Source organism: Brachybacterium phenoliresistens (assembly GCF_039530785.1).
Classification (GTDB): Bacteria; Actinomycetota; Actinomycetes; order Actinomycetales; family Dermabacteraceae; genus Brachybacterium; species Brachybacterium phenoliresistens.
Window position 1 is genome coordinate 1 of record NZ_BAAAOW010000004.1, and the last position, 21894, is coordinate 21894.

The following is a 21894-nucleotide window of genomic DNA, read 5'->3' on the forward strand; positions in this document are numbered from 1 at the left end:
CGATCCGGACCCTGAGGATCACTCCTCGTTCCCGTCCCGTTCACCGGGGCACGAGGGAATACATTACGCACGCCCCGACCCCCGCGCAACTCGAGAGCCCACTTTCGGCACGTGTGCTGCGACACGTTCTCCGGATCGCTCCGTTCCGGCCCCACGGCGGGCCGCAGCGGATGCCGGCTCCCGGCTCCTCCCCGGGCTCCTCTCCAGGCCCCGACGAGGAGACCGCTCCTGCCCCTCTGCGCGACGGGAGCCGGTGCCCTGCCGCTCGGAGGAGGGGCGGCGGTCCTGCCCCAGAGCGAGCAGTCCTGCCCCATGGAGAGAGCCGACTGCCCTTCTCCACGAGAAGGAGGAGGGGAGAGCGACCGCCCCGCGCACCTACGAGGAGGAGGGGGAGCATGCGACCGCCCCGCGCAGCACGCCCACCGCTCCGCCCTCCGGCTCGGATCCCCCGCGTCCCTCGGCCGGCTCCCGGCCCGGCAACTCCATCCCTCCCTCACCATCGGCTGCCCCCGGGATCCCGGCTCGTAGGCTCGAGGGGCACCGATGCATCGACGAAGGACTCCCGATGGGCTTCACCGCCGGAACCGCCCCGCGCCGCACCTACCTCCGCCAGCTGATCGTCGCCGCCGTGATCACCCTGATCTTCGGCGGTGTCGGGACGCTGCTGACCACGATCGCCGCCGTGACCGGAGGGCATCCGGCGCTGTGGATCGTCGGCATCGTCTTCCTCGTGGCGGGTCTGATCGGCCTGATCGGGCTCATCGGCATGGCCCGGGAGCGCCTGGCCGTGGGTCGCGACGCCGGCCGCGCCCTGCAGGAGGTCGTCGTGGGCGGCCCGCTCCCCTCCCCCACCACCCGCTCCGCACCGTGGTCCTGGCCGGATCTCGTGCGCGGCGTCGCCGCGGCCTTCGAGGACTCCCCCTACGTCGTCCACGCGGACGACCACCGGGTCCGGATCACCGCCGACCTCACCGACGCCCGCTGGATCCAGGTCACCTCCCTCCGTACGTACTCCACGGTCTTCGCCGCGACCCTGACCCGGAAGCGCCCCGGGCTGGCCCGGCGCAACGACCTGCTCCACCACGTCGAGACGACCGCGGGGCCGCTGCGGCTGGGCGCGATCGCGGCCGTGCGCTCGGGCCGCAGCTGGTTCTGGAAGCGGGAGGTGCAGGCGGCCATCGGCCCGTCCGGCTTCCAGAAGGTGGTGGACATCGACTTCTCGACCTCGGACATCAACGGCCCCCTCCAGGACGTCGTGAAGGCCGCGGGCTGGAAGCAGACCCTGGACGCCGAGTCGAAGCTGGCGCTGGCCATGGCGCTGCTCGGAGGGTCCTCGATCATCATCGTCCCGCTCGCGCTGCTCGCCTCCTGGCTCCTGGACCGCTGACCGCGCCGCGCCCGCTCCGCGCCGGGCCGCCGCCCGGACGACATACTGTGCTGGTCAGCGCTGGTGCGCCGATGGCGCACGCCCTGGAACGAAGGAGCTCCCCGTGACCGACACCCCGGCCGATCCGGTCGTCCTGCCCGCCCCGCCCGCCTCGCCGCTGCTGGCCGAGGGCGCCCGGCTCGAGAGGGTCGCCACCGGCGCCACCTGGGCAGAGGGGCCCGTGTGGATCCCGCAGCGGCAGGCGCTGCGGTTCAGCGACATCCCCGGGGACCGCATCCTCGAGTACTCCGAGGCCACCGGGCAGCTGAGCGTCCACGCCGAGGGCGTCGAGTTCACCAACGGCCGCACCCTGGACCGCGACGGCACCGTGCTGGAGTGCTCCCACGGCCAGCGGGCCGTGGTCCGGGACCGCGCCGTCGAGCCCGGGGAGGAGCGCCGCGCCGTCGTCGTCGCGGATCGCTTCGGGCCGGCACGGCTGAACTCGCCCAACGACGTCGTGGTCGCCTCGGACGGCGGCATCTGGTTCACCGACCCCTCCTACGGGATCAAGAAGCCGGCCGAGGGCCACGCCGGGCAGGAGGAGTACGGGGATCGCTACGTCTTCCATCTCGACCCGGCCGACGGCACGGTCCGTGCCGTGGTGATCGACGTGGAGGCCCCGAACGGGCTGGCCTTCTCCCCCGACGAGTCCCTCCTCTACGTCGCGGACTCCTCGCTCTTCCCGGCCGATGAGGCCGCCTCCGCCGCGCGGCCGCGCGGGCACGCCATCCACGTGTACGACGTGGTCGAGGGACGGCATGCGAAGAACGGCCGCATCCTCGCGGAGGTCTCCCCGGGGGTTCCCGACGGGATCCGCGTGGACACGGCGGGGAACATCTGGTCCTCGAGCGGCTCCGGGGTGCAGGTCCTCTCCCCCGCGGGCGAGAAGCTGCTGGACATCCCCGTGCCGGAGCCGACCGCGAACCTCGCCTTCGGCGGCGCCGACGGCACCACCCTGTACATGGTGGCGACGACGAGCCTCTACCGGATCCGCACCACGGCGCGCGACGCGGTGATGGCCGCGCGCGGCATCTGCGCATGACCGCCCCGCCCCCGCTGCGTGCGGCCGATCCCGCCGGGGCGGACGGCGCTGCGGGCCCGGCACCGCTGTCCGGCCGCGGCCGCGCCCTGCACGGGGCGGTCTTCGCGGTCACCGCGCTCACCGCGGTCACGCAGTTCGTGCTCACGGGAACCGGGCCCTTCGATCCGAGCAGTCCCGATCCCGGGACGATTCCGTCGATGGTGCGGTTCTTCTCCTTCTTCACCATCCAATCCACCATTCTTGTCGCCGTGACGTCTCTTCTGCTCGCGATGGGCCGCCCGCTCACCCTGGGACTGAGGGTGCTGCGCGTCGATTCCCTGGTCGCGATCGTGATCACGGCGGTGGTCCACTGGTTCCTGCTGCGCCCGCTGGGCACCGAGCCGGGGATCATCGGCGTCCTGGACACCCTGCTGCACGTGGTGGGCCCGGCCCTGGCCGTCCTCGCCTGGATCCTGGCGGGGCCGCGCACCGCCGTGGGCGCCCCGCGCGGGCTGGGCCTGCGCGTGACGGCCTGGGCGCTGGTGTTCCCGGTCCTGTTCGGCGCCTGGACCTTCCTCCACGGCGCGGTGACGCACTGGTACCCGTACCCGTTCATCGACGTGCCCACGGTCGGCTACGGTCCCGCCGTGGCGATGGCCCTGGGCGTGCTCGCGGCGTTCGTCGTGCTCGCCGCCGGGCTGGAGGGCATCGAGCGGGCGGTGGCCCAGGTCATCTCGGCGCGTCGCGCGAGACGCGATGGCACGTAATAAGGAACAGCCGATGTTTTCTAAACTCCTGGCGTTTCCTAAAGGACCGAGGGTCGCCTTCCCTTCCTAGCGGAAAGGAATGCAGAGGTCTAATCTGGGGGCATCGGCCGTGGCCCCACGACCGGTGCCGCCGGTCGAGGCCCCACGGCCGGCCCCTACGTCCAGGAGGAGAACCATGTCCGTCGTCGATATGCCCCGCGTCTCCGAGTGCACCGTTGCCGGCTGCTCGTACAACCACGACGGCTGCCACGCCTTCGCCGTGACCGTCGGCCAGGATCATCACTGCGCGACCTTCGTCCCGCTCGACGTGAAGGGCGGCCTGTCCAAGGTCGTCTCGCAGGTGGGCGCCTGCCAGCGCACCTCCTGCGCCTTCAACAAGGACCTCGAGTGCAGCGCCGAGTCGATCCGCGTGGGCGGCGCCGGCACCGACACCGCCAACTGCCTCACCTACACCGAGGCCTGAGCCTCGCCACCGAGCACCGGGCCTCGCCACCGAGGCCTGAGCACCGCCGCAGCGACGCGGCACCGAGAGCGCGCGAGCGGGCCGGAAGATCATCTCCCGGCCCGCTCGCGCGCTCTGCCGTCAGGCCTCCCACCAGTCCAGGACCCGCCGGGCGTGCAGCGTGAGCCAGGGCGAGGGCTCTGCCTCGGGGACGTCGACCGCGAACCACACCGCCCCGGGCAGGACGGGCCCCTGCAGCCAGGTGCCGTCCTCCTGCCGGGCGGCGCGGACCATCCCGATCGCCTCGCCGGCCCGGGGATCGGGCGCCGTGCCGTCCAGGGCCGATGCCCGACGCAGGTGGTCCAGCGCCCGCAGCACGCTGTACTCCCAGCGGAAGGGGTACCGGAAGCGGTCCACGAACGGGCCGACGCTCTCCCCGGTGGAGAGACGGCGGTGCAGGTGACGGCGCAGCAGGTACTCCTCGCCCCGCCGGCGCGCCGCGCGCACGGCCTGCGTGCCGCCGGTCGCCTCCTCGAGGGCCAGCAGGCCGCCCAGGGCGTTGATCGTCGAGTGGAACGAGGAGCGCTGCGAGCCCTCGACCCAGTCGCAGTTCCAGCCGCCGTCCTCCAGCTGGTGGGCGAGGAGCCAGTCGGCGATCGCCCCGACCTCCGCCCCCAGCCACAGGCCGTTGGCGAGGGTCATCGCGTTGATGCAGCAGTCCACCTCCCCGCCCCAGTACGGCAGGTCGTCGTACTCCCAGCGGGCGTGGCGGGCCAGGCGCTCCACGGCCCCGTTCTCCCGCAGCGGCGCCGGGTCCATGCCCCATTCGCGCAGGGCGGTCAGGCTCCAGGTGGTCGCGGTCCACGGCTGGCCGGGGAGGTCCTGGTTCGCCGGGTCCTCGAAGAAGCCGCCGGGGAAGTAGGCGCCGCCGGCCCACATGCCGTCCTCGCCCTGCAGGTCCAGCAGCCGCGCGCCGAAGCCCTCCTGGGCGATGCGGCGGCGCGTCGCCTGCCACTGCTGCGGCGGCGCCCCGAGCAGATCGCGCTCGACCTGCCAGCGCAGGGCCGGATCGGTCGCCAGGAGCCAGGCGTCCGCGTCGTCGACGGGCATGGGGTCCTCCTCGCCGGGTCAGCCCCGGTGGGCGTACAGGTCGCGCAGCAGCGCGATCTCGGAGAGATGGTGGATGAGCTCGCGGTTGATGTGGGCGACCAGGGCGGCCCGGGGCTCGGCGGCGAAGGGCCCCTCGGCCTCGCCGGTGGGCTGGGAGAGGGCCTCGAGGTCCCAACTGCGCACCCCCGTGATCCATCGGGCGTACTCGGCGTCGAACTGGGCGAGCGCGCCCGCCGCGGTCCCGGAGTACTCCCAGCTCATGTAGTCCGCAGGCGGGCCCGCGTGGTGGGAGGCGCTGCGCGCGGCGAGCACCCCGACGATCACGTGCCCGAGCCGCCAGGCGATCGTTGTGAACGGGGCGGGAGAGGGCTCGGGGAACTCGAAGTCGATGACGAACTCGCCGCTGCCGCCCTGGACCGCGGCCTCCGACGGCTGGGTGCGCGGGTGCACCGTCCAGACCGTCCGGCCGTCGGCCGTGGGGTCGAAGAGGTACTCCTCGTCGGTGAGCCCCTCGAGTCGGGGCCGCAGGTGCTCGGTGACGTGCCAGTCGATCTGCTCGAGCAGCACCCGGGGGACGTCGAGGCTCTCGCCGTGGGTCGTGGTCATCGCGCTCACCACCCTTCCGGCGGCCAGGTGCCGCCCTCGGCGAGGGCGTTCAGCTCGTAGGTGCCCTTGGCATCGATGCTCTCGCGGATGATGTCCGCATGCCCGGCGTGGCGGGCGTGCTCCTCGATCTGGTGCATCGCGTACCAGCGCACCGTCCACAGCTTCCTGCCCTCGAACCAGGGCTGGTCCGGGAAGGGGCCCTTCTCGTCGGGATCCGCGGCGCGGATCGCGGCCTCGAGGGCGTCGGCCGCGGTGCGCAGCTCGGCGATGAGGGATTCCGCCGTGTCCCCCTCGCGGACGGCCTCAGGAGTGATGCCGCCCTCGGCCTGGTACTGCTCGGGAGTGCGCGGGGCCGGCGAGCCCATCTCCGGGGCGGCGGCGATGTGCAGGGCCGCGCCCTCGGCCATGAGGATCGCGTGCCGGGCCAGCATTCCCAGGCTCATCGCCGAGGCGCTGGGCGTCTCCCGGATCTGCTCCGGGGTGAGCCCATGCAGCGCGGTCGCCAGCTGGCGCACCTGCTGGGAGGCGAAGGTGGCGAGCGCGTCGCGCTCGTCAGTGGTCTCGGGGGTCAGGAAGCCCATGGCTGCTCCTCGGTCGGGTCGTCGTGCTGACAGGATGCAGTCTGGCTCACAGTGCGGACAGGAGCTGTCCGCTGATCGCGGCACACTGGTCCCCATGAGCGACGTGACGAGACGAGCCCTGCGACTGCTGTCCCTGCTGCAGTCCCGCAGCGTCTGGACCGGGCCGGAGCTGGCCGAGGAGCTCGGCGTGACCACGAGGTCGGTGCGGCGGGACATCGACCGCCTGCGGGAGCTGGGCTACCCCGTGCTGGCCTCCAACGGCCACGGCGGCGGCTACCAGCTGGGCGCCGGCAAGGCCCTGCCTCCCCTGCTGCTGGAGGGCGAGGAGGCCGTGGCGGTCGCCGTGGGGCTGCGCCTGGCGGCCGGGTCGGGGATCGAGGGCCTGGACGAGCAGGCGCTGCGCGCGCTCACCGCGATCGACCGGATCCTCCCGCCGACGGTCCGGGCCGAGGTCTCCGCGATCAGCGAGGTCCTGGCGGTCCTGGACTCCGGGCCCTCGGGCGTCACCTCGCCGACGCTGCTGACCCTCGCCCGTGCCGCGCGCGAGGGCGTGGAGGCCCGCATCGACTACGAGCGCCGCGACGGCGAGCGCATGATGCGCCGGGTGGAGCCGTACCGCGTCCTGTCCGTGGCCCGCCGCTGGTACCTGTTCGCCTGGGACCGCGATCGCGAGGACTGGCGCACCTTCCGCCTGGACCGCATGCACGAGGCCCGCGCCACGACGTTCCGCTTCACCCGCCGCACCACGCCGGACGTCGAGTCCTATGTGCGCGAGTCGCTCAGCGTGGGCGCCTACGCCACCCAGGCCGAGGTCCGCGTGCTGCGCCCGCTCGAGGAGGTCTCCCCGCACGTCCCGGCGATGATCGGCACGCTCACGGCCGATGGCCCCGACGCCTGCCTGCTGCGCATCGGCGCCTGGGACCTGCGCTGGGTCGCCGCCCATCTGGCCTACCTGGACCTGCCGATCGAGGTCGTCGACCCGCCGGAGCTCATCGCGGAGATCGCGGACATCGGGGCGTGGGCGAGCGGCGGAGCTCAGCGCGCGGCCGGCTCCGAGGGGGCGTAGGCGCGCAGGAAGGCGGCGCATCCCGTGGACCCAGGATTCCCCGCGTGTCGTCCCAGCCGGGACGGAGGTCAGGGGGCCAGGCTGTCCGGCATGAGCACCACGCACCGAGCATCGAGGTCGCTGCCGGGCCGTGACCTCTGGTCGCGCGGGACCTCCCGCACCCCCCGGTCCGGCGCGCTCCCCATCGTCATCCCGGCCCCGACCGTCGAGGAGCGCACCGTGCCCCGCACCCCGCGCACCGTCGAGCTGCCCGCCCGGCTGCGGGACGGGCTGTGGGACGGCCGGTCCCTGCGCGACCTGGGCGAGCTGTACGACCGCTGAGGTCAGCCCGCGACGGGCAGCTCGCCGCTGCGGGCGATCTGCCCGTACCAGCGGGCGCTGGGCTTGACCGTGCGCGCGAACGTCTCCGGGTCCCAGCCGATCAGGCCGAAGGTGGGCCGGTAGCCGCTGGCCCACTCGTAGTTGTCCAGCAGGGACCAGTACTGGAAGCCGCGGACGTCGATGCCGTCGGCCATCGCCCGGTGGATCCCCTCCAGCGAGCCCTGGATGTAGGCGCGGCGGCGGGAGTCATCGGCCGTGGCGATGCCGTTCTCGGTGACCATCAGCGGCACCTGGCCGCTGAGCTCCCAGGCGCTGCGCAGCCCCAGCTCCGCGGCCGGCGGGAAGAACTCCCAGCCGGTCAGCGTGGTCTCGACGCCCTCGGCCACGGGCAGCGGCCCGTTTGGGCCGATGAACGTGCGCGTGTAGGCCTGCACGCCGAGGAAGTCGTCTCCCGCGGAGTTCTCGAGGTACCAGAAGTCGCGCGGGTACCCGTACTCGTGGAGCTTCTCGGCGCTGCCCTCCTCGTCGGTGGCATGGAAGGCCTGGGTGGCGATGGTCCAGCCCGAGAGGATCCCGCCCCGGCCGGCGAGGACCTCGCGCGAGGCCCGGTGGGAGGCCAGCAGCTGGTCCGCGACGTGCAGGTCGGGGAAGGCCAGGCCGTGGGCGACGAGGTTCTCCGCCTTCTCGCCGCCGGCGAGCATGGCGGCGATGTTCGGCTCGTTGATGGTGCACACGTAGCGCACCCCGTCGAGGATCGGCAGCACCGTCTCCGTGTACCGGGCGAACAGCTCCGGGGCGTCGTCCGCGCGCCAGAACCCGTCGCGCTCGAACCAGCGGGGCACCGTGAAGTGCATGAGCGTGACCACCGGCTCGACGCCGTGCTCGAGGCAGGTGTCGATCATGCGCCGGTAGTGGGCGAGCTCGGCCCGGGAGACGAACCCCCGCTCCGGCTCGATCCGCGCCCACTCGATGCTGAAGCGGTAGGTGTTCATCCCCAGCTCGGCGAGGAGGCGGATGTCCTCGGCGAAGCGGTGGTAGCTGTCGGCCGCATCGCCGCTGGGCTCGACCACGGGCGAGCCCGGCCGATGCTCCATCTCCCACCAGTTCGAGTTCACGTTGTTGCCCTCGATCTGGTGGGCTGCGGTCGCGGCGCCCCACAGGAAGCCGTCGGGGAAGCGGAGGGAGGTCATGGGGACTCCTGTCGTGGAGAGGTGGGGCGTGAAGGGTGGGGCCGGGCCCTGCGGCGGGCCCGGCCGGGGGTCAGGCGCCGTGCACGCGCGCCGGGTCGGGGATCGCCTCGAGCAGGCGGATCGTGTACTCGTCGCGCGGATGCCGCATGACCTGCGCCGTCGGCCCCTGCTCGACGACGCGGCCCTCGTGCAGGACGAGGATGTCGTCCGTGATGAGCCGGGCGCTGAGCAGGTCGTGGGTGATGTAGAGCAGGGACATGCCGGTGCGCTCGCGCAGGTCGCGCAGCAGCGCCAGCACCCCGGCGCGCAGGGACACGTCGAGCATGGAGACGGGCTCGTCGGCGATGATCACCTGCGGATCCGCGGCCAGCGCCCGCGCGATCACCACACGCTGCCGCTGCCCGCCGGAGAGCTGGTGGGGCAGCTTCGCGGCGTACTGCTCCACGGGGGTCAGGCCCACCGTCTCCAGCAGCTCCAGCATCCGCCGGCGCAGCGCCGGCCCGCGCAGGTCGGTGAGGTTCGCCAGCGCCCGCGTGAGCGTGTACTCCACGGTGCTCAGCGGGTTCAGCGCCGAGTACGGATCCTGGAAGACCATCTGCACGGTGCGTCGCAGCTCCCGCAGGGCGCGGCCTCGCAGCGGGCCGATGGAGGTGCTGCCGAGGTGGATGGTGCCGGCGGTCGGCTTCTCCACGCCCGTGATCATCTTCGCGAGGGTCGACTTGCCGCTGCCGGACTGGCCCACCAGGGCCGTCGCCCCGCCGGGCGCCAGGGTGAAGCTGACGTCGTCCACGGCGAGCACGCCGGCGGCGCGGCGCCGCGGCGGCGCGAAGGACTTCGTGACGCCCTCGACCCGCAGCTCGAGCCCGGCCCCGGGGCGCCGGCGCCCGGGCCCATCGGCCGCAGGAGCATCGGCCGCGGCAGCATCGGCCGCGGGAGCATCGGGCCCATCGGCCGCAGGAGCATCGGGCCCATCGGGCCCATCGGCCGCAGGAGCATCGGGCCCATCGGGCCCATCGGCCGCGGGCTCGGGCGCCTCGATGCCCGGAAGGGACACGTGCTCGGCGCGGGGATCGGCGAAGTGGCTCAGCAGCATCCGGGTGTACTCGTGCTGCGGGCGGTGGAGGATGTCCGCGCTGGGGGCGTCCTCGACGATCCGCCCCTCGCGCATCACCAGCACCCGGTGCGCCGATTCGAGGACCACGCCGAGGTCGTGGCTGATGAGGATGGCAGTGAAGCCCTCCTCCGCCTGCAGGGCGCGGATCGTGTCCATCACCGCATGCTGGACGAGGACGTCCAGCGCGGTGGTGGGCTCGTCGAAGACCATCAGCTGCGGCTCCAGGGAGAGCGCGAGGGCGATGGTGACGCGCTGGCGCATGCCGCCGGACAGCTCGAAGGGGTAGCGGTCCAGGACCTCCGGCCCCAGCGACACGCGGCGCACCAGCTCGGCGGCCCGGGCTTCGCGGCGCGCCGGCGCCACGTGCCGGTGGGCGGCGAAGATGTCCCCGAAGTGCTGGCGGATGGTCCGCACCGGGTTCAGGGTGTTCATCCCCGCCTGGAGCACCATCGCGAAGCCGCCCTGGCGCTGGGTGCGAAGCTGCTCGTGGTCCATGCTCGCGATGTCCACGTCCCCGAACAGGATCCGCCCGCCCTCGATGCGGGCCGGCGGACGGGCCAGCGCCGTGATCGCGAAGCCCAGGGTCGACTTCCCCGACCCCGACTCCCCGACCAGGCCGAGGAACTCGCCGCGGCCCACGTCGAAGGACACGTCCTTCACGGCCCGGGTGGGCGTCGCGCCGACCGGCTCGTAGACGACGCTGAGGTCGCGGACGCTGAGCAGGGGTGCCTCCCCGCCCGGGGTGTCCCGGGGGCCGGTGGTGGTCTCGGTTCCGGTCATCGCCCGGTGCTCCCTTCCCGCAGACGGGGATTGCTGATCCCGTCGATGCCGAAGTTGATGAGGGTCAGCGAGGTGGCGAGCAGGGCGATGCACAGGCCGGGCGCGAACAGCAGCGCCCACTGCCCGGTGAGCAGGGCGTTGGAGTTCTGCGCCCAGTAGAGCATCGTGCCCCAGCTGACGATGGTCGAGTCGCCCAGGCCCAGGTACTCCAGCCCGGCCTCGGCGAGGATCGCCGCGGTCGCCGCGCCGAAGAACCCGCCGGCGATCAGCGAGGTCATGTTGGGCAGGATCTCGCGGAAGATGATGCGCGGGGCCCGCTCGCCGGAGAACCGCGCGGCCTCCACGAAGTCGCGTCCGCGCAGGCTGGCGGTCTGGCTGCGCAGCACGCGCGCGCCCCAGGCCCAGCCGGTGATCGCGATGACGGCGATGATCACGGAGATCCCGCCGTCGCTGAGGTACGTGGCCACCACGATCATCAGCGGCAGCCCGGGGATCACCAGGAACAGGTTGACCACGAAGTTGATCACCTCGCCCGGCAGCCCCCGCACATAGCCCCAGCACAGGCCGATCACCACGGAGATGATCGTGGAGATCCCGCCGGCGCCGAAGCCGACCAGCAGGGAGATGCGGGCGCCGTGGATCAGCTGGCTGAGCACGTCCTCCCCCGCCGCGGTGGTGCCCAGCCAGTGCTGGGCCGAGCCCGCGAGGCTGCGGCCGAAGCTGTTGTCCTTCGGGTCGTAGGGCGCGATCCAGGGGGCCAGCACCGCGAGGACCACGAACAGCCCCAGCACGATCAGGCCGATGCGCGCCTTGCGGTGGGTCCAGATGGTGCGCAGGCCTCCGCGCAGTCCGGCGAGCGTCGGCGGCAGGGTGCGGGGTGCGGTCTCGGGTGCGCTCATCGCCTCGTCCTCGGGTCGAGAATGCCGTACAGGATGTCCACCAGCAGGTTCGCCACCAGGACGCTGACGGTGATCATGAGGAAGATCGCCTGCATCAGCGGGTAGTCCTGGCCGGTGACGGCGTTGAACAGCAGGAAGCCGATGCCGGGATAGCCGAAGACCTGCTCGACGAGGATCGAGCCGCCGACCACCCCGCCCAGCGCCATGCCGAAGCCGGTGAGGTTGGGAAGGATCGCGTTGCGGGCCGCGTACTTCAGGGCGACGGTGCGGCCGGGGATGCCGTTGGCCTCCGCGAACGTCACGTGGTCCTCGCCGAGGGTGGTGATCATGGCGTTGCGCATGCCCAGCACCCACCCGCCGAGGGAGGTGATGAGCATCGTCGTCGCCGGCAGCGCCGCGTGGTAGACGGCATCGACCACGGTGCCCCAGTCCAGGCCCGGCTGCGTCGTGGCGGAGAACGCCCCGAAGGTCGGGAACAGGTGGGCGACGTAGCCCAGGAAGAACAGCAGCAGCAGCGAGGTCCAGAAGTACGGGAACGTCGTGAGGAAGCTGCCGCCGACGGTGGGCAGGGCGTCCATCCAGGTGCCGCGCCGCCACGCCGCGAGCACGCCGAGCAGGGTCCCGATCACGAAGGACGCGATCGTCACCAGGCCCACCAGGACCAGCGTGTACGGCAGGGCCTGGGCCACGAGACCGGAGACGGGCTCCGGGTAGAAGGCGTAGGAGACCCCGAAGTCCAGCGAGAGGATCTGGCGGAGGTAGTCGACGTACTGCTGGATCAGGCTGCCGTCGGGCACGCCCAGCTGCGCCTCCACGGCGCGGCGCGTCTCCGCGGTGACCGGCCCGTTCTGGGAGAGCTTGGCGATCGCGGCATCGGCCGGGGATCCCGGCATCATGCGCGGCAGCAGGAAGTTCAGGGTGATCGCAGCCCACAGGGTGAGCGCGAACCATCCCCCGCGCTGGAGGAAGTACCGCATCAGGAGGCCTCCTTCTGGGCGCGGCGCAGCCGGGTCAGGACCAGCAGCGGCGAGGACCCGTAGGTCTGCAGCGGCGCGTAGGGGTCCTCGGCGGTGGGCCATCCGGTGAAGCGCGCCTGGTTGTAGAGCCCCCAGAGCCCGCCGTAGTACAGCGCGATGACGGGCAGGTCGGTGTGGAAGAGCCGTTGCAGGGCATGCAGGATCTCGGTCTGCTCGGCCTCGTCGACGCTGGCGCGGTAGCGGGTGATCAGCTCGTCGGCCTCGGCGCTGCGGTACCGGATGCGGTTGTTCTGGCTGGTCTCGCCGACGGGCACGTAGTACTCGCCCGACATGAGGTTGCTGAACCCCTGGAAGGCGTCGGAGCCGTTGGAGGAGCCCACCGCCACCTGGTAGTCGCCGCTGGAGAGGTTGGCCTCGTAGGCCGCGGGCTGCGGGGCGTCGATGTCGACCGCGATGCCGATGGCGCCCAGCTCGCGCTGGACCTCCTGCACCGCGCGCAGCCAGTCGGTGTAGCCGTTGGCGGTGGTGATCGCGAAGGTGAAGGGCTCGCCCTCGGGGGTGCGCATGGTGGTGCCGTCGTAGGTGAAGCCGGCCTTCTCGAAGGCGGCGATCGCCGCCTGCGTGTCCTGGCCGATGATCCCGCGCTCCGGCAGCGAGGGGTCCAGCAGGTCCTCCTGGTTGGGCAGCAGCAGGCCGGACTGGCTGGCCTCGTCCATGTACCCCTCGGCGGCGACCTCGGCGACCTGCCGCCCGTCCAGCGCCAGCGCGAGGCCGCGGCGCACGTCCACGTCGTCGAAGGGGGCGACGTCGTGGTTGGGGTGCAGGCCGATGATCCCGCCGGGCGGGAACCAGTAGCGGTTGGCGTCGTTCGCGGCCATCCAGGTGTTCTCGACGTCGCTCATGTACGCGTAGGCCCAGTCGTAGCCCTTGGTGACCAGGTCCAGCTCCTCGCTCGCGGCGGGGTACACGAGGTGCTCGATGTCGATCGACGAGGCCTGCCAGTGCCCGGGGAAGCGGTCCAGGGTGTACTGCAGGGCGGTGAAGGTGCCCAGCTGGAACGGCCCGGAGCCCACGGGCTCCTCGTTGCGCCAGGTCGAGGGGTCCGCGACGCCCTCCCAGAGGTGCCGCGGGACGATCACGGTCTGGCCGATGACCGGCAGCGCCGGCGAGTCCGGGCTCTTCAGAGTGATCGCGATGGTGCGTCCGTCGACCTCGAGCGTGTCGATGCGTCCCCAGGCGCCGGCGACGTCGTTGGCCGGGAAGTCCTGCAGCATCCGGAAGGTGTAGTCGACGTCCTCCCCGGTCAGCGGCGTGCCGTCGTGCCAGCTGACGCCCTCGCGCAGCGTCAGCACGATGCGCTGCGGGTCCGGCTGGTCCCAGCTCTCGGCCAGCCACGGGACGAGCTCGCCGTCGAGCGGATTGATCCAGATCAGGGGCTCGTACAGGATCGACGCCGCCGTGCGCTTGTTCGCGTGGAACGGGTTGAAGTTCGCGGTGAAGGTGGGGGTCCCCTTGTCGCCGGCCACGAGCATCGTGTCCGGGCCGATGGTCGGATCGGGCCGGCTGCGGATCTGCAGCGAGCAGCCCGACGCCAGCAGGCCGGTCGCCGCCAGGGAGGCGCCGCCCAGCAGGGTGCGTCTGCGGAGCAGGGGTGGTGCGGATGCCACGGTGGTGCACGTCCTCACGCCGTCGTAGGGAGCGGGGTCGCCGGGCGGCGACCTCAGCGGGCCGCACGACGCGGCCCCGACCTCCGCCGCTCTCCGCGGCGCGGTCGACGACGACTGTATGCGCTTACATTCCGGCGGCGCAACCCCGGCGCCCGGCCCGGGATCGGGCGTGCGGGGAACGGAGAGGGGAAGGGGGCGAGGTGACCGGGGCGGACGGATCGGCGTGCACGGAACGGCGCAAGGCCGCCGGCACGGGGGGTCGCGTGCCATGGCCGCTGCGCGAAGAATCGGAGTGAATCCGTCGCTGCGCCCATCGATCGGAGTAACTCCGTCGCTACGCCGATCGACCGGAGTAACTCCGTCGCTACCTCGCCGGGAAGCGACGGACTTACTCCGGTCGTGTGTCCGGCCCCTGCCCCGAGCCGGCGCCTGTTGCCGGTGGCGGTGGCGGTGGCGGTGCCGATGCTGCCGGGGGATCGGCGGCGACCCGCGCCAGCCCACGTCGGCCCGCCCTGACGGGCGGGGTCAGCCGAGGGGGCCGCAGCTCGCGCGCAGGAGGACGTCCACCGGCAGCTGCAGGTCGCGCGGGGCGGCGTCCGGGTCCGCGAGGCGGCGCAGCAGCAGCTCGACCGCGCAGATCCCCAGGTCGATCATCGGCTGGCGCACCGTGGTGAGGGTCGGGGTGCTGTAGCGGGACTCGTCGATGCCGTCGAAGCCGGTGACCACGCAGGTCCCCGGCACGTCGACCCCGCCCTCGCGCAGCGCCGCGAGCGCCCCCAGGGCGCTCTGGTCGTTCGCGCCGATCACCGCCGCGGGGATCTCCTCCTCGAGCTGCGCCGTGACCGCGTCGTGCCCGCCCTGCCAGGTGAAGTCGGCCATCGCCGTGCGCCAGGGGACGTCCTGGCCGGCGATCGCGTCGTGGAATCCCCGGGCGCGGCCCGCGGCATCGGGCGAGTCCGGCGGGCCGGCGAGATAGAGCACGGGCCCCGGGGGCTTCACCGCGAGGACGTGGCGCACCAGGGCGGACATCCCGCCGCGGTTGTCGACCCGCACCGCATCGGCTCCCGTCCCGCCCTCCCCGGCGACCGTCACCATCGGGGTGCGGCCGATGCTTCCCCGGAGCAGCTCGTCGGGGACGGTGCGTGCGACGACCGCGAGGGCGTCCACCCGTCCGGCGAGGTCGTGCATCACCACGTCCCGGCTCACGCTGGTCCCGGCCGCGACGAGCAGGGCGTAGCCGGCGCGCCATGCCGCCGCCTCCGCCCCGCGCACGAGCTGCTCGAAGTAGCGGTTGCGGTACGGATCGGCCTGGCGTCCGTCGCGGTCGTCGAGGAACTCCACGACGGCGGGCGCTCCGTCCTCCGCGGGGAGGCGCCGGCTCGTCGCCGGGATGTCGTGGCCCGGGATCAGCAGGCCGAGCACGCCGGTGCGCCGATCGGCCAGCCCGCGGGCGCTCGCGTTGGGCACGTACCCGAGCCGCCGCACGGCCTGGAGCACGCGCTCTCGCGTCGAGACGCTCACCTTCTCGGGGCTGCGCAGCACGCGGGAGACCGTGGCGATCGAGACGTCGGCCTCGCGCGCGACGTCGTAGACGGTCGGGGACTTGCTCTCGGCCACGCCAGGCCTTTCAGGAGACGCCGGGATCGGCGCAGGGACGGGACCGTGGCACCGTACCCGACGGCGCGGCGCGGCACTCTGCGCGGGAGGGCCCGGGGCTCAGAACGCGTACGGCCCGAACCGCATCCACGCCACGAACACCGAGAGGATGCCCAGCACGATCGCGGGCATCGCCGCCGGGAGGTCGTCCTCCTCGCGTCGCAGGTGCAGCAGCGCGGCGAACACCATGGTGATGCCCAGCCCCGCGGCGGCGAAGGCCGTCAGCCAGGGGGCGATGCCGAGCGCTGCCGGGAGGATCAGGCCGATCGCCCCGAGCACCTCGAGCGCTCCGATGCCGCGCACGGAGGGATGCGGGAACTGCTCGACCCACGGCGTCCGTTCGATCAGTCGTTCACGGGAGCTGACCAGCTTGGTGGTCCCCGAGGTCGCGAAGACCACCGCGAGAAGTCCGGCCAGGGTCCACAGGAGGATCTCCATCTGCCCATCTCCTTCGGCGAGCCGGCGCCTCCGGCGGCCGGGGCGGCCACCTGCGCCGGGTATCAAGTATCTCTCCGACATCGGCCGATGTCATGCGAACGCGCAGGTCGATTCGTCCGAGGCTCGCCACGGGGCGTCCCGGGACCGCGGCCTGCACCCTGGCCGGCCGATCCCGCGGGGTCTCAGCGCGAGGGGCGGTCGCGCCGGCGGGCACGGGGCATCGGGTAGTGTGCCGGGCGTGACACGGGGTGCCGCCACGCGCGGCTGAGAACACACCCGTCGAACCTGATCCAGTTCACGCTGGCGGAGGGATTGTCGCAGCGGCCGTGCGCCGGATGCCCCGGGTGACCGGTGCATCCGTGCAGGTCACGCTCGGGGGTGCCTCTCGCCGAATCGAGAGGCAGACGATGACCGATCCCGTCCCCGCAGCCCAGCCCGATCCCGCCGCGCAGCCCGATCCGACGGCCCAGCCCGATGCGGCTCCCCGCGGCTCCGCGGCACCTCCCGCGCCCTCCTCCGCCCCTGCGCTCTCCGAGCAGGTCGTCGTGGTCACCGGCGGCGCCCGGGGCCTGGGCCGTGCGATCACCGAGGCGTTCCTGCGCGAGGGAGCCCGGGTGGTGATCGACCATCTGCGCAGCGCCGACGCCGCCCGCGAGATCGCCGCCGCGCACGAGGGGCGGGCCCTCGCCGTGCGGGCCGACGTCCGCGACCGCGCGGCGCTGGACGCCCTGTTCGCCGAGGCCGAGGACCACTTCGGAGCGCCGGTGAGCACCGTCGTCTCCAACGCCCTGACCGACTTCGCCTTCGACGGCGATGCCCGCCCGAAGGCCGCGGAGATCGGCTACGAGGCCTTCGCCGCCCAGTTCGCCGGATCCGTCCAGGGCACCGTCAACCTGGTCCAGGCCGCCCTGCCCCACTTCGACCGCGCCGGTTCCGGGCGGGTCGTCACCATCGGCACGAACCTGTTCCAGAACCCCGTGGTCCCCTACCACGACTACACCGCGGCGAAGGCGGCCCTGCTGTCCCTGACCAGGACCTTCGCCGCAGATCTGGGCCCGCGCGGGGTGCGGGTGAACATGCTCAGCGGCGGCCTGCTGCGCACCACCGACGCGAGCGCCGCGACGCCCGAGGCGGTGTTCGACGCGATCGCGGCGAGCACCCCGCTGGGGTCGGTGACCACCCCCGAGGAGTTCGCCGACGCCGTGCTGCTGCTGGCCTCGCCGCTCTCCCGGGCGATCACCGGCCAGAACCTCGTCGTCGACGGCGGGCTGGTGAAGGACTGATGACGGCCGCACCGCGCCCCATCCACCTGAACCTGTTCGCCCACGCCTGCGGCCACCACTCGGCGGCCTGGCGGCGGCCCGGCTCCGATGTGGCGCGGCTGGGCGACATCGGCCGATGGGAGGAGCTGGCGCGCCTCGCCGAGCGCGGGACGCTGGACGCGCTGTTCCTCGCGGACGGGCAGTCCGCGGGCGTCCCCGGGATCGCCGGCGGGCCGCGCTGGTTCTTCGAGCCGATCACCGCGCTCACCGCGATGGCCCGGGCGACCACGCACCTGGGCCTGGTCACGACGATCTCGAGCACCTTCTGGCAGCCGTTCCACGCGGCGCGCATGCTCGCGAGCCTGGACCACATCAGCGGCGGCCGCGCCGGGATCAACGTCGTCACCTCGATGACCGACGAGGAGGCCCGCAACCACGGCATGGACGCGCTGCCGCCGCATGCCGAGCGCTACGCGCGGGCCGATGAGTTCATCGAGGCGATCACCGCCCTGTGGGACTCGTTCCCGGCCGAGGCGATCCTGCCCGACGGCGGCGCCACGGTCTACGCGGACGTCGAGCGGATCCGACCCATCGACCATCGGGGCGAGAGCTTCCGGGTCGCCGGGCCGCTGAGCATCCCCTCCCCGCCGCAGGGCCGGCCGGTGCTGTTCCAGGCCGGCAGCTCGGAGCCCGGGCGCGATCTCGCCGCCCGCCATGCCGAGGGGATCTATGCCGTGGCCTGGGACATCCCCATGGCGACGGAGTACCGCGCCGACATCCGCGCGCGGGCCCGGGCGCAGGGCCGGGACCCGGATTCGATCGTCGTCATGCCGGGGCTGGTCACCTACATCGGCCGCACCGAGCAGGAGGCGCGGGAGAAGAAGGCGGCGCTGGATGCGCTGCTGCCGGCGCGGGAGTCCCTCGCCCAGCTGTCCTTCTTCATCGGCCAGGACGCGAGCGCCTGGGAGCTGGATGCCCCCGTGCCGGAGCTGCCGCCGCTGGAGGAGTTCACCGGTCCGCAGGGCCGGTATGCCACGGTGCTGCGGATCCTCGAGTCCGCCCCGGCCCGGCCGACGGTCCGGGAGCTGCTGGGGCTGCTCGCCGCCGGCGGCGGGCACGCGACGATGATCGGCACCGCGGAGCAGGTCGCCGACCAGATCATCGCGTGGGTCGACGCGGGCGCGGCCGATGGCTTCAACCTCATGCCCCCGACCCTGCCGGAGAGCCTTGAGGACGTGATCGACCAGGTCATCCCCATCCTCCGGGAGCGGGGCCGGTTCCGGCGGGAGTACGCGGCGACGACTCTGCGCGGCCATCTCTCCCCGGGATAGGGACCTCGCGGCGCGGGCAGCGGGGAGCGCTCCGCTCCTCCTCCCCAGGGCACGTTCGTCCCCATCGTCGGGGTGCCTGTGGCGCGGCCGCGACACGCCGCGGAGGATGAGGGGAGAACGTCTCTTCGCGGAGTAGAGTCGTTCTATCGAACAGGTGTTCGATGCGAGGTGCAGGGGCGCACGATCATCCCGCTCGCGCGATGAGCCGGGGAGGAGGGGACGATGAGCCACGGAATGCCGTCGGACGAGGAGATCCGCCGCGCCATCGAGCAGCATGTCCCCCGCCGCTTCCGGGTCGCCGCGCCGCGACGGCGCGTCACCCGCACCGACCTCCCCGCGCGCGCCGAGGAGAGCGGGGACGTCGAGCTCGGCTCCCTGCTCCAGGATCTCTGGGATGCGGAGGCTCGCGCCTCGCAGCTGCACGCGCAGCGCACGCGGGTCCTCGCCGCCCTCGCCGTCGACCCGGGCGAGGGCGACGATGCGCGCCTGGAGCTCGAGCTGAACGCCGACCGCGCCGCGCTCGCCCTCCAGGTCACGCGCCAGGTCGCGCTGCGGCGCATCCTCGACGCCCGCATGGCCGTGCGCTCCCTCCCCCGCAGCCTCGAGCGGCTCGCCGCCGGGCGCATGCCCGTGGACCGGTTCACCCGCCTCCTCCGCAGCACCCGCGCGCTGCGCGATGCGCACCGCCGGATCATCGACCAGCTCGTCGAGGACTGGGGCGAGGGGCTCACCGCGGACACCTTCGAGCGCCGGCTGCGCCAGCTGGTGGCCTGGATGACCGACCGGATGGACCGGGCCGAGGGGCCGCGCGAGCCCCGGCGCGGCATCGAGGTCCTCCCCCCGGCGGAGGACGGCACCGCCTGCCTGCAGGTCTTCGGCCCCGCCCCGGAGATCCTCGACCTCGGCCGGCGCCTCGACGCCGCCGCCCGCGCGGTCCAGGACGTCCAGCGGCGGGCGCTGGCCGCGGGGACAGACGTCCCCCTGGACCCGGACGGTTCCGCCGCGGGCCGCGGTCGGCCGCTGCCGCTGACCCTGATCGGCTATCAGCTGCTGCGCACCGCGAGCTTCGACACCGAGGGCGTCGAGGTGCCGCGGCCGCGCTTCCGCATGAACATCACGGTCCCGGCGATGACACTGCTCGGCGTGAGCGACGCCCCCGGGCTCCTCGACGGCATCACGCCGATCCCGGCGGACATGGCCCGCGAGCTCGCCGGCGGCTGCGACGTGTGGCATCGGGTGCTGACGGACCCGTCCACCGGCGCGTACCTCCCCCTCGCCACGGACACGTACCGCCCGTCGGCGGGGCTGCTGGAGCACCTGCGCCAGCGGGGTCCCACCTGCGCCGTGCCCAGCTGCACGCGCAGCGTGTGCACCGCCTCCGAGAACGACCACATCCGCGAGTACGACCCCGCGCACCCCGAGCTGGGCGGCCCGACCAGCAGCGAGAACTGCCATCTGCTGTGCTGGATGCACCATCGGATGAAGACCCTCGGGATGCTCGACCCGGTCCGGCTCGGACCCGCCCCCGGGGCGGGGCCTGCGGGCGTCTCCCCCGGCCGCACCCGCTGGCGGATCGGCGCCGCGGGCGAACGGTGCACCGCCCTGGACGATGTCGACCTCATGACCCCGGCGGTCGTCGCCGAGTTCGAGGAGCTGTGGGAGGCGCATCAGGAGCGGGAGCGACGGCGGCTCCATCCCCCGAGGCCCGATCCGGGACCTCCCCCGCCGTTCTGACGAGCCGAACCCCTCAGCCGAAGGCAGCCTCAGTCGGCGGAATTCTCAGCCGGAGGTGCCCCCGTCGACGCCGGCTGCGCGTCCTCCGGCCCGGTGCGCTCCACGATCTCCCGCATCGCCGCGGCCGCCGCCGCGGGGTTCCCGGCGGCGATCGCCCGGCACACCTCGCCGTGCAGGGCGACGTCCCGGGCATCGGGGGCGAGGTGGGCGCGCTCGAGCAGGGCCCGGTCCCGCAGCCCCTCCTCGATCACCCGGCGCAGCCGCACGAACATCGCGCTCCCGGACAGCGCGAGGACGGCGGCGTGGAGCTCGGCATCGGCCGCGAGGAAGGCCTCGGGATCGTCCGCCTGCGCCAGCGCCTCGCCGGCGCGGGCAAGCCGCTCGCACTGATCGGGAACGGCGTGACCAGCGGCGACGGTGCGGGCGGCGGCGGCTGCGGCCTCCGGTTCGACGGCGCGCCGCAGGGAACGCAGCTCGTCGATCTGGGCGCGGCGCCCCTCCTCGCCCAGCGCCAGGCGCCAGCGGATCACCCACGGGTCCAGGGTGTCCCAGTGCTCGGCCCCGCGCACGCGCAGACCCACGCGGCGCCCGGCGCTGAGCATGCCCAGGGACCCGAGCACCCGAGTGACCTCGCGGACCACGCTGCGGGAGGCCCCGGTGCGCGCGACCAGGCCCTCGACCGTGTCGGCGTGGCCGGCCGGCAGCTCCCCCGCGACGATCGCGCGGCCCAGCTGGTCCAGCGCCCGCTCGAAGGCGGAGGTGCTCACGCCTGGGAGACCGGCGAGATGACCAGCTCGTCGACGCGCACGTGCGCGGGCGCATCGAGCACGAAGCCGATCGCGCGGCCGATGTCCTCCGGGCTCAGCATCACCGCGCGCGCGGCCTCGCCGGGGACCTCGGGGCGCTGCTCGAGGAAGTCGGTGGCGACGTCGCCGGGGCACAGGTGGCAGGCGCGCACGCCGTGGGCGGCCTCCTGCTGGTTCAGGGTGCGCACCAGGGAGCCGAGCGCCGTCTTCGAGGCGGAGTAGGCGACCCCGGCTCCCGGCTGGAAGGACCAGCCCGCATAGGAGGAGACGACGACGGCCACACCCCCGCTCGTGCGCAGGTGCGGCAGCGCGGCGTCCAGGGTGCTCGCGGTCGCGGTGAGGTTGGTGGCGAGGATCGCGTCGAACTCGCCGAGGTCCTGGTCGTCCCATCGGCGCCGCGGAGCGTTGAGCCCGGCGGAGACGACCACGCCGTCGATGCCGCCGCAGCGCTCGGCGATGCCCTGCGCCGCCGCGCGGACAGCGGCGCGGTCCTGGACGTCGAGCACCAGCGCGGAGGCCACGCCGCCGGCGGCCTCGACCTGCGCGACCGTCTGCTCGAGGGCGTCCCGGCGGCGGCCGCTGACCACGATGCGCCAGCCCGTCGAGGCCGCGGCGAGCGCCGCCGCGCGTCCCATCCCGCTGCCACCGCCGGTGATCCAGAGGGTTCCGCGCGCGTCCTGTGCCATGCCGTCTCCTGCCG

At 73.4% G+C, this 21894-nt stretch carries 21 protein-coding genes and 1 riboswitch; of the genes, 9 read left to right on the top strand and 12 right to left on the bottom strand.

What is annotated here, in order from left to right; genetic code table 11:
• The first annotated feature begins 565 nt into the window (after nt 1-565).
• The 4 genes from ABD234_RS10310 (at nt 566) to ABD234_RS10325 (ending at nt 3677) form a co-directional block, all read left to right on the top strand.
• The gene (locus ABD234_RS10310) at nt 566-1387 is read left to right on the top strand and encodes a hypothetical protein (RefSeq protein WP_344355875.1); all 822 of its coding nucleotides are present in this window, start codon (nt 566-568) and stop codon (nt 1385-1387) included.
• A 103-nt stretch (nt 1388-1490) separates the two neighbouring features.
• Nucleotides 1491-2468, top strand: a complete 978-nt coding sequence (locus ABD234_RS10315; protein ID WP_344355877.1) for an SMP-30/gluconolactonase/LRE family protein — start codon at nt 1491-1493, stop codon at nt 2466-2468.
• A complete protein-coding gene (locus ABD234_RS10320; RefSeq protein ID WP_344355879.1) occupies nt 2465-3214 on the top strand; it encodes a Pr6Pr family membrane protein in 750 nt (249 codons plus the stop codon). Before ABD234_RS10315 ends, ABD234_RS10320 begins: the two co-directional genes overlap by 4 nt.
• A gap of 175 nt (nt 3215-3389) precedes the next feature.
• Complete coding sequence (locus ABD234_RS10325; RefSeq protein ID WP_038373731.1) at nt 3390-3677, top strand: DUF1540 domain-containing protein; 288 nt, start codon at nt 3390-3392, stop codon at nt 3675-3677.
• 120 nt (nt 3678-3797) lie between these two features.
• Here ABD234_RS10325 and ABD234_RS10330 read toward each other — a convergent pair whose 3' ends face one another.
• Genes ABD234_RS10330 through ABD234_RS10340 form a run of 3 tightly spaced genes read right to left on the bottom strand, consistent with a single transcriptional unit; the run spans nt 3798 to nt 5953 of the window.
• Nucleotides 3798-4766 carry a prenyltransferase/squalene oxidase repeat-containing protein gene (locus tag ABD234_RS10330; RefSeq protein WP_344355882.1) on the bottom strand — a complete coding sequence of 323 codons (969 nt, stop codon included), beginning with the start codon at nt 4764-4766 and terminating at the stop codon, nt 3798-3800.
• 18 nt (nt 4767-4784) lie between these two features.
• The gene (locus ABD234_RS10335) at nt 4785-5372 is read right to left on the bottom strand and encodes a DinB family protein (RefSeq protein ID WP_344355884.1); all 588 of its coding nucleotides are present in this window, start codon (nt 5370-5372) and stop codon (nt 4785-4787) included.
• 5 nt (nt 5373-5377) lie between these two features.
• On the bottom strand, nt 5378-5953 hold the full coding sequence (locus ABD234_RS10340) for a mycothiol transferase (protein WP_038373734.1): 576 nt from the start codon (nt 5951-5953) through the stop codon (nt 5378-5380).
• A gap of 94 nt (nt 5954-6047) precedes the next feature.
• Here ABD234_RS10340 and ABD234_RS10345 point away from each other — a divergent pair, with 94 nt between their 5' ends.
• Both ABD234_RS10345 and ABD234_RS10350 read left to right on the top strand, forming a co-directional pair.
• Nucleotides 6048-7019 carry a helix-turn-helix transcriptional regulator gene (locus ABD234_RS10345; RefSeq protein WP_344355887.1) on the top strand — a complete coding sequence of 324 codons (972 nt, stop codon included), beginning with the start codon at nt 6048-6050 and terminating at the stop codon, nt 7017-7019.
• A gap of 90 nt (nt 7020-7109) precedes the next feature.
• Complete coding sequence (locus tag ABD234_RS10350) at nt 7110-7340, top strand: hypothetical protein (protein WP_038373737.1); 231 nt, start codon at nt 7110-7112, stop codon at nt 7338-7340.
• Between the two features lie 2 nt (nt 7341-7342).
• Here ABD234_RS10350 and ABD234_RS10355 read toward each other — a convergent pair whose 3' ends face one another.
• From ABD234_RS10355 to ABD234_RS10385, 7 genes are all read right to left on the bottom strand, one after another.
• Nucleotides 7343-8530, bottom strand: a complete 1188-nt coding sequence (locus ABD234_RS10355) for a glycoside hydrolase family 1 protein (RefSeq protein ID WP_344355889.1) — start codon at nt 8528-8530, stop codon at nt 7343-7345.
• Between the two features lie 70 nt (nt 8531-8600).
• Nucleotides 8601-10424 (bottom strand): ABC transporter ATP-binding protein, encoded by a 1824-nt coding sequence (locus ABD234_RS10360; RefSeq protein ID WP_051487022.1) that lies wholly within the window; start codon nt 10422-10424, stop codon nt 8601-8603.
• Nucleotides 10421-11323: an ABC transporter permease gene (locus tag ABD234_RS10365; protein WP_344355891.1), complete on the bottom strand. Its 903-nt coding sequence runs from the start codon at nt 11321-11323 to the stop codon at nt 10421-10423. Before ABD234_RS10365 ends, ABD234_RS10360 begins: the two co-directional genes overlap by 4 nt.
• Nucleotides 11320-12300, bottom strand: coding sequence for an ABC transporter permease (locus ABD234_RS10370; RefSeq protein WP_344355893.1), 981 nt, complete (start codon nt 12298-12300; stop codon nt 11320-11322). The genes ABD234_RS10365 and ABD234_RS10370 overlap by 4 nt, the downstream gene beginning before the upstream one ends.
• Nucleotides 12300-13967: an ABC transporter substrate-binding protein gene (locus ABD234_RS10375; RefSeq protein WP_344355895.1), complete on the bottom strand. Its 1668-nt coding sequence runs from the start codon at nt 13965-13967 to the stop codon at nt 12300-12302. Before ABD234_RS10375 ends, ABD234_RS10370 begins: the two co-directional genes overlap by 1 nt.
• A 525-nt stretch (nt 13968-14492) precedes the next feature.
• A complete protein-coding gene (locus tag ABD234_RS10380; protein ID WP_344355897.1) occupies nt 14493-15584 on the bottom strand; it encodes a LacI family DNA-binding transcriptional regulator in 1092 nt (363 codons plus the stop codon).
• A gap of 99 nt (nt 15585-15683) precedes the next feature.
• Nucleotides 15684-16061: a DoxX family protein gene (locus tag ABD234_RS10385; RefSeq protein WP_038373742.1), complete on the bottom strand. Its 378-nt coding sequence runs from the start codon at nt 16059-16061 to the stop codon at nt 15684-15686.
• A gap of 234 nt (nt 16062-16295) precedes the next feature.
• A riboswitch (TPP riboswitch) is annotated at nt 16296-16391 on the top strand.
• 77 nt (nt 16392-16468) lie between these two features.
• Here ABD234_RS10385 and ABD234_RS10390 point away from each other — a divergent pair.
• From ABD234_RS10390 to ABD234_RS10400, 3 genes are all read left to right on the top strand, one after another.
• Nucleotides 16469-17344: a 3-oxoacyl-ACP reductase gene (locus ABD234_RS10390; protein WP_344355899.1), complete on the top strand. Its 876-nt coding sequence runs from the start codon at nt 16469-16471 to the stop codon at nt 17342-17344.
• A complete protein-coding gene (locus tag ABD234_RS10395) occupies nt 17344-18654 on the top strand; it encodes an LLM class flavin-dependent oxidoreductase (protein WP_038373744.1) in 1311 nt (436 codons plus the stop codon). Before ABD234_RS10390 ends, ABD234_RS10395 begins: the two co-directional genes overlap by 1 nt.
• Before the next feature lie 222 nt (nt 18655-18876).
• On the top strand, nt 18877-20388 hold the full coding sequence (locus tag ABD234_RS10400; RefSeq protein WP_156954164.1) for an HNH endonuclease signature motif containing protein: 1512 nt from the start codon (nt 18877-18879) through the stop codon (nt 20386-20388).
• A gap of 29 nt (nt 20389-20417) precedes the next feature.
• Here ABD234_RS10400 and ABD234_RS10405 read toward each other — a convergent pair whose 3' ends face one another.
• Nucleotides 20418-21155, bottom strand: coding sequence for a FadR/GntR family transcriptional regulator (locus ABD234_RS10405; protein ID WP_051487024.1), 738 nt, complete (start codon nt 21153-21155; stop codon nt 20418-20420).
• Nucleotides 21152-21880, bottom strand: coding sequence for an SDR family oxidoreductase (locus tag ABD234_RS10410; protein ID WP_038373746.1), 729 nt, complete (start codon nt 21878-21880; stop codon nt 21152-21154). The genes ABD234_RS10405 and ABD234_RS10410 overlap by 4 nt, the downstream gene beginning before the upstream one ends.
• Nucleotides 21881-21894 lie beyond the last annotated feature (14 nt).